The organism is Brakhagea slesvicensis (genome assembly GCF_052161625.1).
GTDB lineage: Bacteria > Planctomycetota > Planctomycetia > Pirellulales > Pirellulaceae > JBKCUI01.
Genome location: NZ_CP197412.1, coordinates 986723 through 1000550, shown reverse-complemented (window position 1 = coordinate 1000550; position 13828 = coordinate 986723). Strand labels below are relative to the sequence as shown.

The 13828-nt window shown below is 54.7% G+C and carries 16 protein-coding genes; 7 read left to right on the top strand and 9 right to left on the bottom strand.

The features are described 5' to 3' along the window. The first annotated feature begins 13 nt into the window (after nt 1–13). From SH467x_RS03895 to moaA, 4 genes are all read left to right on the top strand, one after another. On the top strand, nt 14–553 hold the full coding sequence (locus SH467x_RS03895; RefSeq protein ID WP_482369982.1) for a hypothetical protein: 540 nt from the start codon (nt 14–16) through the stop codon (nt 551–553). A gap of 205 nt (nt 554–758) precedes the next feature. Then, a complete protein-coding gene (locus tag SH467x_RS03890) occupies nt 759–1727 on the top strand; it encodes a cyanophycinase (protein WP_482369981.1) in 969 nt (322 codons plus the stop codon). Nucleotides 1728–1744: 17 nt separating this feature from the next. Continuing rightward, on the top strand, nt 1745–2200 hold the full coding sequence (locus SH467x_RS03885; protein WP_482369980.1) for a molybdenum cofactor biosynthesis protein MoaE: 456 nt from the start codon (nt 1745–1747) through the stop codon (nt 2198–2200). Further along, entirely contained in the window at nt 2197–3198 is a 1002-nt protein-coding gene (gene moaA, locus SH467x_RS03880; protein WP_482369979.1) for a GTP 3',8-cyclase MoaA, read from the top strand. Before SH467x_RS03885 ends, moaA begins: the two co-directional genes overlap by 4 nt. 1 nt (nt 3199) lies before the next feature. On the opposite strand, the gene SH467x_RS03875 is transcribed toward moaA, so the two are convergent. Together SH467x_RS03875 and SH467x_RS03870 are read right to left on the bottom strand one after the other, a co-directional pair. Then, nucleotides 3200–4285 (bottom strand): hypothetical protein, encoded by a 1086-nt coding sequence (locus tag SH467x_RS03875; RefSeq protein ID WP_482369978.1) that lies wholly within the window; start codon nt 4283–4285, stop codon nt 3200–3202. Next, nucleotides 4276–5436 carry a Gfo/Idh/MocA family protein gene (locus tag SH467x_RS03870; RefSeq protein WP_482369977.1) on the bottom strand — a complete coding sequence of 387 codons (1161 nt, stop codon included), beginning with the start codon at nt 5434–5436 and terminating at the stop codon, nt 4276–4278. Before SH467x_RS03870 ends, SH467x_RS03875 begins: the two co-directional genes overlap by 10 nt. Nucleotides 5437–5590: 154 nt before the next feature. Between SH467x_RS03870 and SH467x_RS03865 the strand changes: the two genes are divergently transcribed. Beyond that, the gene (locus tag SH467x_RS03865; RefSeq protein WP_482369976.1) at nt 5591–6796 is read left to right on the top strand and encodes a 2,3-bisphosphoglycerate-independent phosphoglycerate mutase; all 1206 of its coding nucleotides are present in this window, start codon (nt 5591–5593) and stop codon (nt 6794–6796) included. On the opposite strand, the gene SH467x_RS03860 is transcribed toward SH467x_RS03865, so the two are convergent. From SH467x_RS03860 to SH467x_RS03850, 3 genes are read right to left on the bottom strand one after another with little or no spacing between them, the layout of a single operon-like run. Next, nucleotides 6708–7733, bottom strand: a complete 1026-nt coding sequence (locus SH467x_RS03860; RefSeq protein WP_482369975.1) for an HTTM domain-containing protein — start codon at nt 7731–7733, stop codon at nt 6708–6710. The two genes, SH467x_RS03865 and SH467x_RS03860, sit on opposite strands and share 89 nt — an antisense overlap. Further along, on the bottom strand, nt 7730–8491 hold the full coding sequence (locus SH467x_RS03855) for a hypothetical protein (protein WP_482369974.1): 762 nt from the start codon (nt 8489–8491) through the stop codon (nt 7730–7732). The genes SH467x_RS03860 and SH467x_RS03855 overlap by 4 nt, the downstream gene beginning before the upstream one ends. 16 nt (nt 8492–8507) lie before the next feature. After that, nucleotides 8508–8828 (bottom strand): DUF3253 domain-containing protein, encoded by a 321-nt coding sequence (locus tag SH467x_RS03850; protein WP_482369973.1) that lies wholly within the window; start codon nt 8826–8828, stop codon nt 8508–8510. Nucleotides 8829–9362: 534 nt separating this feature from the next. Here SH467x_RS03850 and SH467x_RS03845 point away from each other — a divergent pair. Together SH467x_RS03845 and SH467x_RS03840 are read left to right on the top strand one after the other, a co-directional pair. Next, nucleotides 9363–9833, top strand: a complete 471-nt coding sequence (locus tag SH467x_RS03845; protein WP_482369972.1) for a hypothetical protein — start codon at nt 9363–9365, stop codon at nt 9831–9833. 6 nt (nt 9834–9839) lie between these two features. Beyond that, entirely contained in the window at nt 9840–10991 is a 1152-nt protein-coding gene (locus SH467x_RS03840; RefSeq protein WP_482369971.1) for a M24 family metallopeptidase, read from the top strand. A gap of 139 nt (nt 10992–11130) precedes the next feature. Here the strand turns inward: SH467x_RS03840 and SH467x_RS03835 are convergent, their stop codons facing one another. From SH467x_RS03835 to SH467x_RS03820, 4 genes are all read right to left on the bottom strand, one after another. Then, the gene (locus tag SH467x_RS03835) at nt 11131–11739 is read right to left on the bottom strand and encodes a hypothetical protein (RefSeq protein WP_482369970.1); all 609 of its coding nucleotides are present in this window, start codon (nt 11737–11739) and stop codon (nt 11131–11133) included. Nucleotides 11740–11905: 166 nt separating this feature from the next. After that, entirely contained in the window at nt 11906–12175 is a 270-nt protein-coding gene (locus tag SH467x_RS03830; RefSeq protein WP_482369969.1) for a hypothetical protein, read from the bottom strand. Nucleotides 12176–12568: 393 nt separating this feature from the next. Continuing rightward, complete coding sequence (csrA, locus tag SH467x_RS03825; RefSeq protein ID WP_146676239.1) at nt 12569–12793, bottom strand: carbon storage regulator CsrA; 225 nt, start codon at nt 12791–12793, stop codon at nt 12569–12571. 223 nt (nt 12794–13016) lie between these two features. Then, on the bottom strand, nt 13017–13751 hold the full coding sequence (locus tag SH467x_RS03820; RefSeq protein WP_482369968.1) for a glucosamine-6-phosphate deaminase: 735 nt from the start codon (nt 13749–13751) through the stop codon (nt 13017–13019). Between the last annotated feature and the right edge of the window lie 77 nt (nt 13752–13828).

The following is a 13828-nucleotide window of genomic DNA, read 5'->3' as shown; positions in this document are numbered from 1 at the left end:
AGATTATTGCTTTTTGGAGAACGTTGCGCCCGATAGGATACCTATCCATGAGGTCTGCATCCTACTGCAAATCCTCGAATATGCCGACGAATCGCCAGGAATTCGGACAACCACGAACGAGACATTGCTAGCATTGGTAAGCTTTGAAGTCATGTACATACCTCATCATTGGGCGGAAGCCTTATCGCATGCTCAGGACCGTCTGAACGAAGCCGTCGGACGCTGGCAGAGCCAACCTCAAGTCGTTTCGTTGAGAGAGCGGAAGGTCCCGTACAATGGTGCCGATGGAATTCCGATACGGGAGGAGATCATCGATGAGGGAGAGGGGTATGTCATCACGCGAAACAGTTATGATGTGCAAGAATCAAAGTTGTTTTCGCGCCCGACTCACGGCGAAACCCTGGAGATGTGGCTTGAGCGAGCGGATGCGTCCAAGGTCGGTGTGGCCTATTCCGGCGGCCCAAATGCCGGTACGGGAGCAATGGATCGAGCAATACGAGTCCATCGCGCGCGGTTATGCGTCTTGCCGATGGCTCGAGACGGTGGGGCCTGAAGGAACAGCACCTTATTTAGTAAGAGTAATCGACCTCCATGACCGACTCTCGCAAGCTCGGAGCGAGTTACCGCTCGCTTAAAAAATTTTGCCATCCTTTTGATTAGCCGGCGATTGGTCTTTCCACGGCCGGCACCGGATGGACTATACTACCACCCCAACCTCCCCCTCCCCAGCCAAACACCTACCTAGGGCGAGAAGATAGATGCCAAGTTTAGTCAGGAAGATTATCGCATCGTTCGCGGCGGTTGTTCCCGCTATCGGGATACCACTTATCGCGAGCACGTCAACTGGTTTTGGTCAAGACGCGACCGAACTAGTTGTTGCACCCGAGTTCACGGTTGCGTCCCGATTGGTACCTCGACTGGAATCCAAGTCGGTCGACGTACGGGTTGAGCAAGAGGTTCGGGGCCGCATCTTGTTATGCGGAGGGGGCGTATTGCCCCAGCAGATTCGTGAAGTGTTTCACGAGGAGGGACGCGGGCGAAATGGGCGATTGGTTCTGATTCCAACCGCTTCCGCCCTTTCCGATCTTGGGGATTTCACGCATTGGATCGATTACTGGAGTGGATTTCAGTGGCAGAGTATTGAGATCCTGCATGCACGGGATCGCAATGCGGCCATGCATGACTCCCAGTCGGTGGAGAGTTTGCGGAATGCCTCCGCGGTTTGGATCAGCGGGGGGGATCAAAGCCGGCTTGCAGAACGCTATGCGGGAACGCCGATTGAGTCAGCACTTCTGTCGGTTGTTTCACGAGGTGGGATTGTAGGTGGGACCAGTGCAGGAGCCGCGATCGCTTCCAGTTTGATGATCGCAGGCGGTTGGGCAGAGCCCAAAATCTCGCATGGTTTTCCGATGCTTCCGAAGGCGATCGTGGACCAGCATTTTTCCCAAAAGAAGCGTTTTCAAAGGCTGGCCAAAGCGGTTCAGTCTCATCCTGACCGGACGGGGATTGGGATCGACGAAGGGACGGGAGTGTTGATCGGGGGCCGCAAGGCGAAGATTGTGGGAGACGGTTCGGTTTATGTGTATCGCACCCAGCGGCTGAAGCCCAACGAGCAATTGATCTCGACCGCGTCGTTTCTTCCCGAAGCTCTGGCATCGATCGAAACTTCCAAACTGTTGCCAGGTGACGAAATCGATCTTCGGGATCTGGATCTTTTTGGAGAGTGAGTTGACAATCGGATCCTATGATTGAAATCACCCAGGATCCAATCCCCGTTGCAAAACTGCTTGAACTCGCGTTTGATGAGTCGTGCGGTGCCACTGTCGCGTTTATCGGGACGACGCGCCGCTGGACCGATGGTCGCGAGACGGCCTATTTGGAGTACCAGGCCTACACCGAGATGGCTTTGGCCAAGATGGAGGAGCTTTCGCGCGAGGCCCATGCCCGATGGCCAATTCAAAAACTTTGCTTGGTCCATCGAGTCGGCATCGTCGAGATCAAAGAGCCGAGCGTCGCCGTCGTCGTTAGCACCCCTCACCGCGCCGAAGCGTTTGAGGCGGGGCAATGGTTGATTGACGAGCTGAAAAGGCGTGTTCCGATTTGGAAGAAGGAATGGTTTGCCGCGCAGGACCCAACGTGGATCCATCCTTTGCCAGCATCTTCCCCAAATTCGTCCAACGGATCGGGGGATGCGTCATGAGCGGCCCTTTCCCTCCCTTGGTCGACCGCTTTGGTCGTGTGCACCGGTCGCTTCGCATCAGTGTTACGGATGCGTGCAACATCCGATGTCGATATTGCATGCCAGAAAAAGTTATCGGATTCTTGCCGCAGCATCGGCTTCTTTCCTTTGAGGATATTGCAAAGGTGGTGACCGCGTTGGCCGGCTCCAGCATTCGGAAGCTTCGCCTCACGGGGGGAGAGCCATTGATGCGTCCTCAATTGCGTCAGCTCGTATCTCAGCTATGCGCGATTCCAGAGATCGAAAAGATTGCGATGACAACCAATGGCATGATGCTGGAAGAGTCTGCAGGTGCGTTGGTCGAAGCAGGGCTTTCCCATTTCAATATTTCGCTGGATACGCTTCAGGAGGAAACCTTTCAGCGTTTGACGCGAAGAGAGGGAGTGCATCGCGTTTTGGCCGGGATCGAAGGGGCTATTCGGACGAAGGCTTCGGTTCGTTTGAATGCGCTCATCATGAGAGACATCAACTTCGATGACATCATGCCGCTTGTGGAGTTTGCGTTGGAGCGAGGGCTTGTCTTGCGATTTATCGAGTTCATGCCTCTCGATGCCGACCGGCAGTGGAGTCGCCAGCAGGTCGTCTCTGGAGCGGAGTTGCGAGCGTTGCTTCAGCAGCGATTCGGACCGATCGAGCCAATGCCTCGCACGGAGTCGTCGCAGCCTTCTACCGACTATCGCTTTGCGAATCATTTGGGAATCGTTGGATTCATCGACCCCGTTTCGACTCCCTTCTGCGAGCAATGCGACAGGCTTCGTTTAACCGCCGACGGTAAATTTCGGAACTGCCTTTTTGGGAGAGAAGAGTGGGATGTGCGTCGGCTGTGCGGAGAGAACGCGAGTGCCGCGCAGATCCATGCCCTCGCATGGGCCTGTGTGCAGGCCAAGTACGCATCGCACGGAATCTCCGATTCCGAGTTTCAGCAACCTGAGCGGGCCATGTACCAGATCGGTGGGTAGCTCACGCGACTGCGACCCGTGTGCGCACGAGATGCAGTGCGCGGGCGCGGTCGGACTCAGGAAGCTCCAGGCACAAAGGTCCTGCCAAGCAGAGCAATGCCCGAATGCGTGCCAAAGACGAGTCATCGATGACCATCAGAGCCTCCAACCAATCCTCGAGTGCCGCAAAATCAAACTGCAATATCTCTGCGACACACAGCGCGCTTCGTACCGACGTTCCCTGTGCGTGTGGTTTGAGAAACCGGAGGAGTTCCGGAGTTTTAGGTAGTCGGCTGCGTCGTAACACATCAATGCTCCGAAGCTGACCCGATTTGGAATAACTTGCGAACCGATCCGCAATCAACGAAAGGACTTGGTCGTTCCTGCAGCGAGCTAAGGCGATTGCGGAAGCATCGGCGATTGCCGTATTCTCGTCGTCCAAGCCATCGGCAAACCAAGTTTCGTATCCGAGGAGCCGATAGCGGGAGGCCAGTTCAAAGCAGGCTTCGAGAACGAACGGCTTTTTCGATTCGCTTCGCAGTTGTTCGAAGCCAATTCGCAGCGCTTCATCGGCCTGGCCGCGAAGGTAACCTGCTTCCAAATGAGGGTAGATGCCGTAGGGGAGTTCAGGAGGGGCATCTCGGTGGAACCAAACGGCGAGAGGTTCGATGGCCGGCTCGCGTTCGAGGAGTTCAACGCGGTGCTTCATGCGTTCGATATCAACTCGGAAAAAGATCTTCGAGGAGGCTTTCAAATCCGCGATGCGATCGAGATGTTCGATGAAATGGTTGGGGGTGGAAACGGAGATCGCCTCGATCAATTTTCCTGCCGCACGGCAACCGCGATCGATAATCGGTTTGCCAGCAACCATGCGAGCCGCCCGTTCGATCGCTTCCGAGACCATTTCCGTCGGGATCTCGAGGTGCGTAAGCAGTGGGAACTCAGGGAAGGCGTCGGTGGTGCCAAACCGGTCCCATGCGTGGAAAATCGCTTCGCACCAACGAGAGTTGGTACTGAAGCTGCCGCTGAGCAATTCGAGGGCGGCCGTTCGAATCGGCGTTTGGTCGTGTTCCAACCACTGAACGCATTGATTATCCGTTACTGACATTTGCTTCCGACTTCTATCCAGCGTTGTTCCTGCGCACTTCGATGAATCGCTTCACAAAGAAGTATTTCTCGATGTCCATCCTCAAAACTAGGAGTTGGATGCATCGACGATTCCGGAGTTTCGATCGACGTATAGAACGACCGAAACAGTTGCTTAAACGTATCGGGAAATCCTTCGTTGTGTCCACCCGGGTATTGGGCATGCTGGGCCGCGCAGTCCGATAACAGCGACGGGTCGCGAGGCAAGATACTGTTTGCAGACGATCGATTTCCAATCCATAGTTCGTTTGGAGTTTGGCTGTTCCATGCGATCGATTTTTGGGAGCCTGCCATTTCAAAGCGGATACAGTTCTTGTGCCCAGCCGTAACTTGCGAGACGTGCATCGACCCTCTCGCTCCACTTTCCAGTCGAAACAGAAGTGCCCCATAATCTTCGGTATCAATGGCGATATCGGTTCCATGGAGCTTCGGTGCAGAGAGCTTGCTCGTAAATGTTTCCGTTCCACCCGCAGGTTTTATGCGAATGGGGAAGACGGTTTGCAGATCGGCGCAGACGGAGACGACACGCTGACCGGAGATCGATTGGATCAGGTCGAGCCAGTGGGTACCGATATCCGCGATGGCTCGCAGGGCCCCCCCTTCGCTTTGGAGAACTCGCCAATTGAAGTCGGTTGGTTGATGCAACCAATCTTGTACGTAGCTTCCAGTGACGTGAAATAGTTCGCCCAGATCCCCTCGCCGGACTTGTTCTGCCGCTTCGATACAGAGCGGGTAGAACCGGACATTGTAGTTGACGGCAGTCTTCAGTCCCGTCTTTTGTGCATGTTCAACTAATTGGGCACTTTCTCGCGAGTCCATCGCTAAGGGTTTTTCGCAAAGCACATGTTTGCCGGCGTTCAGGGCGTCGATGGTTTGCTGGAAATGAAACCGGTTGGGGCTGGTGATATGCACCACATCAACCGCGGGGTCCTCCAGCAATTCCTGGTAATGGGCGTACGCGCGCGGAAGGCCGAAACGGGTGGCGACGGCACGTGTTTTTTCCGGAGACGTCCCCAAGACCCCTTGTACCCTCACACCTGCCCGCAGAAGACCTTCGATGTGGACAGGCCCGATAAAGCCTGTTCCAACCACCGCAGCCCTGGATTGAAACATATTTGAGCCCTTATTCGGATTGGAAAACGCCTGCACCATACCTAGGAAGCGACTTCAGGGAAAGAGTCGCGGGCCGAATCCATCTTGCCATTCACTGGATATCTGTTTGAATACTGCCATCACATTTCATAGAACTTTCTAGGGATCCAAAACAATGAATATGCACGATCTGACACGTGAATTACAGCTGGGCAACGATAGCAAGATCGTGATGCTGGTCGCCGATGGATTGGGGGGGCTGCCGATGATTCCAGGTGGAAAAACGGAATTAGAAACCGCGAGTACTCCCCATCTTTCCGCGTTGGCAGAGGTCGGGGTGCAAGGGGCGAGTATTCCCGTCAAACCTGGCATTGCACCCGGCAGCGGGCCCGGACACTTGGGACTCTTCGGCTACGATCCTCTCGCGTATCAAATCGGTCGCGGTGCATTGGAAGCGACCGGCATCGGTTTCGAGTTGAAGGAGGGGGATGTCGCCATTCGGTGCAATTTCTGCACCTTAGACGCAGCGGGGAACATTTCTGATCGGCGAGCCGGTCGGATCAGCTCGGAGGAGAGCGCTCCACTAGCCATCTCCTTGCGACAGATCAAGATTCCTGGAATAGAAGTGTTTGTGGAGCCGGTCAAGGAGCACCGATTCGTCGTCGTTTTGCGAGGAGAGGGTTTGAGCGGCAACGTGGCGGATACCGATCCTCAGAAAACCGGTGTACCCCCGTTGGATCCTCGCGCCAACGATGCGGCGAGCAAGAAAACAGCGGAGGTAGCGAAAGAGTTTCTCGCACAGGCCCGCAAGATTCTGGCAGGGCATCCCAAAGCGAACTTCCACACGATGCGAGGATTCGCGAGCAAACCGGCTTTGCCTTCCTATCAAGAAGTTTATGGTTTGAAGGCGGCAGCCATCGCAGTCTACCCCATGTACAAAGGTTTGGCCCGGTTGGTCGGGATGGATGTGATCGGGAAAGCGCAGACGCTAGCAGAACAAATCGATACCCTTGAGAAGGCTTGGCAAGATTACGACTTCTTCTTTATCCACTTCAAATACACCGATAGCACCGGTGAAGATGGGAACTTCAATGAGAAGGTGAAGCGAATCGAAGAGCTCGACGGAATCATGCCTCGCATTCAGAAGCTAAACCCAACGGTCTTGATCGTGACCGGTGACCATAGCACTCCAAGTTATCTCAAGAGTCACTCGTGGCATCCGGTACCGACGTTGCTTGTCTCGGATTGTTGCCGACCCGATCCTCACACGACGTTCAACGAGTCGACCTGCATCACTGGAGGGCTGGGGCATTTCGAGGCTCAATACCTGATGACTTTGGCCCTTTCCAACGCTGGGCGGCTTGGAAAATTCGGCGCATAGTCGTCGGACTCACAAAGGCGAGATTCGCGATGATCATCATCGTTCCAAAGGTGATCATCCCGAGGTAGATAGCGATTCCGCCGTGAACGCCCCAAGCTACGGTTATGGCGATGGGTCTTGTCCATCGCGGCCAAACGAGCGCAAAGTAACCCACCTCCCAAAACAAAGTGAGGTGGGTGAGGGCGGCCCCGAGAAGCGGGTAGAAGCCGATCCAAGTCATATCGAGCGACTGGTATTCGTAGGCGGCGGCGGAGTACCACATCGCACTTCCGTCCCACCACATCTCACCTCGTAGCTTGCCAAGGCCACCAAACAAATAGATCACGCAAAGGTGAATCTGCATCAATCGAGTTGCCAACCGATTCTTCCAGCTGGTCGCGTGGGCGTTCTCGGTGTCACCATGCCATCCAGTGAGGAGGCGAACTGCAGGGTTTCTCGCAATGGACGGGGCTGTTTTCACCAGGAAACGATCGAGGCTGGCCACGCGATTCGATTGCGCCAAGCAAAGGTAGCCCGTCAGCATAAGGACGATCTGATCCAGACCGAAGAGGAAGCCTGTCAGACGATGTACTGTCATCAAGGTGAAGAACCACGCGAGGATCAATGCGGCTCGGGTGAAGAGTCCGCATGCTGCGAGCAGTCCAAAAACGATTCCCAGCGATTCATGCAATCGAGCGATGAAAAGACTATCGGTGTTCGCGAGATAGCTCCACTTCCAGTCCGGGATGGGTCCTCGATGGAGTTGGTTCCACACATCGAGATTTACCAGGGCTTGGGGGCCGAAGAAGTCATCGCTACCTAGGAGCCAGATCGCATGGATGTAGGCTATCATCAATCCGGTTGCGATGCGGATGATCGCTAGAGTGTCGGCCGCGTACGGTTCAAAAAAGAATTGTCGCACACGGAGCACCCATTCGGGTTCACGATCCCTGCTCACGGTTGAGCCTCCGCATTCGGTTGGCCACTGGGGAGCAGCTCCAGGTCCATGGATTCCGGCAATACCGATAACCAGCGACGGTCGGACAATCGCACTTGCTGCTTCAGAATGATTTCGGGGGGAGGAAGCGAGCGTTCGACACGATCGATCCGAAGGAATGGTGAATGGTTTTTGTTCCGAAAGTGATGTTCAATCGATTGTCGGAGCGCACCGTAGAGTTCTCGGTCCAGTTGCCAGCGAGAAGCGAAAGCTGCATCTGCGGAAAGCTCGCGAGAGATTGCCCTCGGTGCATAACGAGAATAATAGAACTCCGAGAGCATGAAGTACCTGTGGTAAAGCAAACGGGGCCAGTGATTCGACCGATCTGGAAGCATTCGCGCTTTGTGTCCATCGCCGTCGAGCCGTTCGACTTCGTCGAGGGGTGTGGATCTTCGGTCGTCAGGCAACGGGGGGACAGGATCGTCCGAAGCGACAATTCGGAGCAAGTGACCGGGGCCAGGATTAGGCGCAAAGAAAAAGTAGCCGTGATCCAAGAACATCCATTGGGAATAAGGTCGAACGAGGTTTCGAATCGCTGTCGCGTCCGACGCCGTTTGGATTTCGCTCCGAGCGAAAAAGTGGAAGGGCTCGGAAAAGACCGCCAGCAGGTGCCCTGCGATGAGTAGGAACAAAAAGTAGCACCAGGGTTTTGAGAGGCTTTCCGTCTCCTCGAGCATCGGGTCCGATTCGGACCGTTTGTCGCTGTTTCCGATCTTCATGATCTGATGCCAGTTTTTACTTTTGGTCGGTATCCACTGCGGAGGAACGCAGCGGGAGTCGAAGTCGAATGGGGCCTTTGATGGTTTCCAAGTCGCGTTCATCCACGTCGATCAGTTCCCCGTTTTGGATTACATCAAGCTGATCATCGCGAGACATGTCGGATGCGACTTCTTTGACGAGCGAAATGTACTGGCGCCATCTCGGGCCAAACGCACGAGCGACGTCTGTCGGGCACACGCTCTCCCCTTTATTGAGGGACCAGAGAAGACGCAGGATTTCATTTTTCACATCCTGGGTGCCCGGCTCTTCATGCTCCATCCAACGCGATTTGGCCATTTCGACGCATCAACTCCGTGTTTGTAAGGAATCGCGGTTGCGCAAACTCATCTCCGCTACCAGCTCAGGGCGTTATTGCTGTTCCCGTTTTCGCTTGATCATAGGCCAAATCCGCCCGGTTTGACATAGCAGTCCGAAACGCGTGGAAGGCCCGGATAAAGAGAATTCCGCCTGACCGATCATTGACGTTTTCAAGGAAAGATCTATCATGCGGACGTGATTCTAATCTGGCGCGATCGTCGATTTGATTCACATCCAAAGGTCATGCCAGAGTGAAACGGTCAAGCACGCTTTTAAGACTTGGCCTCCAAATCGGATGTAAACCCGAGCGCACAGCTTCCTTGCAGGAATTCTTGATGCGTTTCATCCGATGGTTTGTTAGGGCTGTGATGGAAGATTGTATTTCGTCACTGCAATTACTTACTGTATTTCCTCGCTGTTGGCAGGGCCTTGATCGCACGTCTACAAATGCCAGCGATGGTTTGGCATTGGAATTGGTTGATTCGATGTCCTTTTATGAATGGGATCTCGTAGATGATAGACGTTGAACGAGTTGTAACACTCGATGAGTTAATGGACCGCGTACCCGAACATTTGGTTCGGGATGCGGAGTCGCGTTCTGATAAAACCGAAGCAAAAACTGTTCCTTCAACCCGGCCGGACAACATGAGCAAAGAACCAAGTAAAGCGCAACGAATTCGTAGTTTTCTTGAGGAAAACCCAGAAGCCCGCAATAAGGATGTTGTTGTGGCGCTGGAAAAGTACAATGTGACGGCAGCGGATGTCGCCAATGTAAAGAGTCAGATGAAGCGAGCGGAAGCAGCCGTACCGTCGTCGCGCCGCAAGATTGAGGGGGCTGTCGCTCCGGATGTTGCGTCGGACGAACCAGGTCCTAATTTGAACCTTAAGCACTTGGAAGCAGCGGTTGAGTTTGTGAAGCTTGCGGGGTCGGTCCAAGCGGCTCAGCATCTTCTTATTATTGTCGATCGGATCAAGGGAGCGTAGGAAAGCATGCCAATCGTCAAGATGATGGCCGGGGTTCCCGTTTTGAACGCCGGGCTCTACCGCACCGCTGGGTTTTTGGTTGGTGACCCTGTGGTTTGGATTGAGTTGAGCGACGGAGAATTATCCGAGCGACATTTCATCTTGCGCGATATTGAGTTAGACCGCGCTCGAAAACATTCAAGGGCAACCCATTGCTGGTCTCCCTTGGATTTTGCTCCGAAGAACGGATTGTCTGGGGATCGTGAAACGGCGACCGCTCAGTCCGCAGCGGAGTTCCTGAAACGTCGCAAACTCGATACCGTCATTGTCGATCGATCTATCCCGATGATCTATGTTCATATGCTTCGCGAAGCGGGGCTTGAGGTTCAGTGCGATTTGGATTGGGGGATCCTCGAGAGGCGTCAAAAGACGGCGGAAGAGATCGAGAAGATCTACTTCGCGCAGCAGCAGACCGAAAAGGTTATGGAACGGGCTTGCCAAACGGTAGCGCGATCCGTAGCGGACCGCGACGGGGTCCTTTACCACGATGGTGGTCCCTTGACATCGGAACGACTGCAATCGCTCATCGACGTTTGGCTCCTGGAGCTCGGGTTCTCCAATCCGACGTCCATTGTGGCGGGTGGCCCGGTCGGTGCCGATTGCCATGACCATGGTCACGGTTTTTTACGAACCGAGGAACCGGTCATTGTCGATATTTTCCCTCGAGACAAGAAGACGCTTTACAACGGTGACTGCACACGGACTGTGGTTCACGGGGGCGTTTCGGAAACTCTCGCGCGGATGCATTCTGCGGTCGTGCGAGCCAAGGGGGCTGCGACGTCTGCGGTTCGGGCCGGAGTAACGGGTCAGCAAGTCCACGAGGCGACCATACGCTCCATGGAACAAGATGGTTACGCGATGGGGCTGCCACCTGCCGATGCCCCCGATTCGTATACCGCCATGACGCATGGAACGGGGCATGGGCTCGGGTTGGAGGTTCACGAACCCCCGTTGCTTGCGATGGGAGGCCCGACATTGCTCGTTGGCGATGTTGTGACCATTGAACCGGGACTATATTCCAAAGCCATCGGCGGCGTGCGTGTTGAAGACATCGTCGTCGTCGAGTCGGACGGCTATCGCAGTTTGAATCACCTCCACGAAGGGCTCGATTGGAAGTAAGCCTTCCTGCAGCACGACGGTTACGGGCTACATCAGAACTGGTCAGCACGCAAAAAGTCGACGATCCAAACGGCCTGTACGGTGACGGTTTATTTCTTCACCGGTTATTTCCTACCGCGTATTTCCTGCCGCGCAGGCCCTAACGGGGATTCGATCTGAAAATTCGGTCCATCACGCGTGTTCGAGGTGGGCGGACATTGGTTGCACGTCCAAGTATTTCTCGGAGCAGTCGTTGTTCGAGATCGGTGTCATTCTCTTGTCGAATCCAACCTTGTGTGATGGGTGCTCCGAGCAATCCGGGGTCAGCTCGAACGATCGATCCATCGTGTCGCGAGGTAGCGGACCCGTCCGAGGATAAGAGCGAGCGATTGACATCCTCGATCTCTTTAATGACTTCGATTGCGATTGAGAATCCATCATTCACGGGAGTCATACGGATGATCGCGGTTCGCCGCATGGTTTGCAGCGTGCTTTGCAGGCGTTGATAGCCCTCGAGGGCATCTTTCCTCCAGGGTTCCAAATAGGTCGCGCTAATTTGCGGATAGGTCTCAATGCGGCCTTCAATCCATTGAACGCCATCGCGGACCGGTCTGATCTCGCTTCGATTGCGATCGAAGTAGTCTTCGACGGTATCGATGACTTGATTCCACAGGAACTCCGAGTCCTGCGTTGGGACCAGGAGTGGATTTGAGAGGACCGTTTTTTTGTTGAGAGGAATCGAGGGGACCGAGAGAGTGGTTCGTTCCATCAGATTGCAACCGATGCAATGCATGCTCAGGGCAATCGAAAGAGCCGTAGCAATCGTTCGTCTTGAATGAGCAAGCGGGAACGGTTGCATAATAGTGACGACTCTCGGTGGAACCAAGGCTAGGGAATCGCGAGAAATCAAAATGGGACGATCGACGCGTTGGCGATTAGGTCGCTGGTTTCGTCGGGTCCATTTCTTTGAGGGAGCGCCCAAGGCGTTTGCGGGGAGAAGCATTGTTACGGCGCGGCGTCACCTCTCCGTTTTCGGCGGATTGCAGATGGCCTGCGGGGGACGACGAGAGGGACATCAACGCCGGGTGCAGTTTGTTCGAATCATCGGGAGAACCGATCGATTCCAATGCGTCGGTGACACCCAGCAGAACCGATTGTCGCACTCCTTCGCGGATCCATTGAAACAATCCGAGATTGTTAGCCATGATTGCATTGCTCCTTGCCGTTGGCGTCCTGAGTAGCTTCGCCGCGTGTCGAAGGTTTGACTGTTTCCAAACAGATGATCAGCCGCGGGGGCAATCCCACGTTTTCGACACGCAATGCAGGGGACTCTAGCAAGTCCTAGGGTGGGGGGCCAGATGAATTTGGACGGCGGAGCGATGAGGAACGGGAATCGGGATCGGAAAAGGAAGAGGCCTCGCGTAGACGGAACCGACCCAGTCGGCAGCCTACGCGAGGCCTCTCGCGTATCTACTGCGTGGCCGCAAAGATTCCGTTCAAGGAAACTTTGCCGCCGGAGCAGCTATGGGAACGATGGTTTTGAAGGTGGCGGAGGCCGATGGCTTGCTGGTCCCGGCCCCAATCACCTTCGAACCGTCCTAGGAACGATCATCCTTCAAGCCGCGGAGTTCGGCTGGCTGGATGTGACTCGCTTTGCGATTTTCACGTTTGATCGCCTCATAGACTTCCTGACGGTGAACAGGAATATCGTTTGGGGCTTCGATACCAAGCCGCACTTTATCCCCACGAATGTCCACGATCGTGACGACTACGTCATCGCCGATCATGATGCTTTCATCTCGATGTCGCGAGAGTACCAGCATTGGAGACTCCTTTTCTTCGTTGTGGTTGCATCCGGTGCAACGGGATTGGGTCAAAACAAGTGCGTTGTCGGCAACAAAGTTGAACAGGACACACGGTATCCATCCGACACGCAAAGGTATCGACCAGCAACCCTTCGGCAATGATCTGTCCCCTCCACTTTCCGACAAGGGCTAGCAATGACACCTGTAACGCCCCTTGGTCCACTATTTTTACAACTTGCGGCTACTTCGAGAGTCTCGATGCGCTCGCTTTGTCCAGCACAAGCGTTAGAGCTGGGTGTTGGCGAAGAATGGAGGCTGGGACGTCGGGGGTAAGAGGTCCCTCTAGAGCATTGCGAACTGCGACGGCTTTGCGTTCATCTGGAACACTGCAAATGATCGCCTTGGATGCAAGGATTGCCGAGACGGTCATGCTGAATGCGCGGGTTGGAACATCGGCCAACGATGCGAACCAACCTTCTCCTACTTGCTGAAGTCGACAGGCCTCGTCGAGATTGACAATATGGTATTCCTCGGTCGTCTCGAAGTCCGCGGGAGGATCGTTGAAAGCCAAGTGACCATTCTCACCGATGCCGATCAACGCGAGATCGATGGGGGCGGCCCTCCATGCTTGGCTCGCCCCCGCGATGACTTGGGCTGGCTCTCCCAATCCGTTCAAATAGTGAAAGGATCCGATAGGCACCTTTTTCACAAAGCGATCTCGCAAGTAGCCGCAGAAGCTGGCTGGATGGTCGGCACTGAGGCCAATGTATTCATCCAGGTGGAAGCCATCCACGCGGTTCCAATCAATCCCTGGTTCGCTCGTCAAGGTGGCCAAGGTTTCGAATTGACTGGCGCCGGTTGCAACGATGAGGCGGGCACGTGATTGCGATTTCAAAGCCGCTCGAAGAATCTCTCCTGCCAGCGAGCCTGCATTCTTACCCAACTCGCTGGCGTTCTCTTCAATTCGAATGTCCAAAGGTCGACTCCGCATTGGTGGATCAAGAAAGCCGTTCAATCTACCCGACTTTCCAGATCCAGCAACACGCGCCTCAA

Excerpts from the sequence above, each read along its gene's own strand:
- SH467x_RS03840 (WP_482369971.1), top strand. The coding sequence starts at position 9,840 with ATGCCAATCGTCAAGATGATGGCCGGGGTTCCCGTTTTGAACGCCGGG.
- SH467x_RS03875 (WP_482369978.1), bottom strand. The coding sequence starts at position 4,285 with ATGTCAGTAACGGATAATCAATGCGTTCAGTGGTTGGAACACGACCAA.
- SH467x_RS03845 (WP_482369972.1), top strand. The coding sequence starts at position 9,363 with ATGATAGACGTTGAACGAGTTGTAACACTCGATGAGTTAATGGACCGC.
- csrA (WP_146676239.1), bottom strand. The coding sequence starts at position 12,793 with ATGCTGGTACTCTCGCGACATCGAGATGAAAGCATCATGATCGGCGAT.
- SH467x_RS03850 (WP_482369973.1), bottom strand. The coding sequence starts at position 8,828 with ATGGCCAAATCGCGTTGGATGGAGCATGAAGAGCCGGGCACCCAGGAT.
- SH467x_RS03885 (WP_482369980.1), top strand. The coding sequence starts at position 1,745 with ATGATTGAAATCACCCAGGATCCAATCCCCGTTGCAAAACTGCTTGAA.
- SH467x_RS03890 (WP_482369981.1), top strand. The coding sequence starts at position 759 with ATGCCAAGTTTAGTCAGGAAGATTATCGCATCGTTCGCGGCGGTTGTT.
- moaA (WP_482369979.1), top strand. The coding sequence starts at position 2,197 with ATGAGCGGCCCTTTCCCTCCCTTGGTCGACCGCTTTGGTCGTGTGCAC.
- SH467x_RS03865 (WP_482369976.1), top strand. The coding sequence starts at position 5,591 with ATGAATATGCACGATCTGACACGTGAATTACAGCTGGGCAACGATAGC.
- SH467x_RS03835 (WP_482369970.1), bottom strand. The coding sequence starts at position 11,739 with ATGGAACGAACCACTCTCTCGGTCCCCTCGATTCCTCTCAACAAAAAA.
- SH467x_RS03870 (WP_482369977.1), bottom strand. The coding sequence starts at position 5,436 with ATGTTTCAATCCAGGGCTGCGGTGGTTGGAACAGGCTTTATCGGGCCT.
- SH467x_RS03830 (WP_482369969.1), bottom strand. The coding sequence starts at position 12,175 with ATGGCTAACAATCTCGGATTGTTTCAATGGATCCGCGAAGGAGTGCGA.
- SH467x_RS03855 (WP_482369974.1), bottom strand. The coding sequence starts at position 8,491 with ATGAAGATCGGAAACAGCGACAAACGGTCCGAATCGGACCCGATGCTC.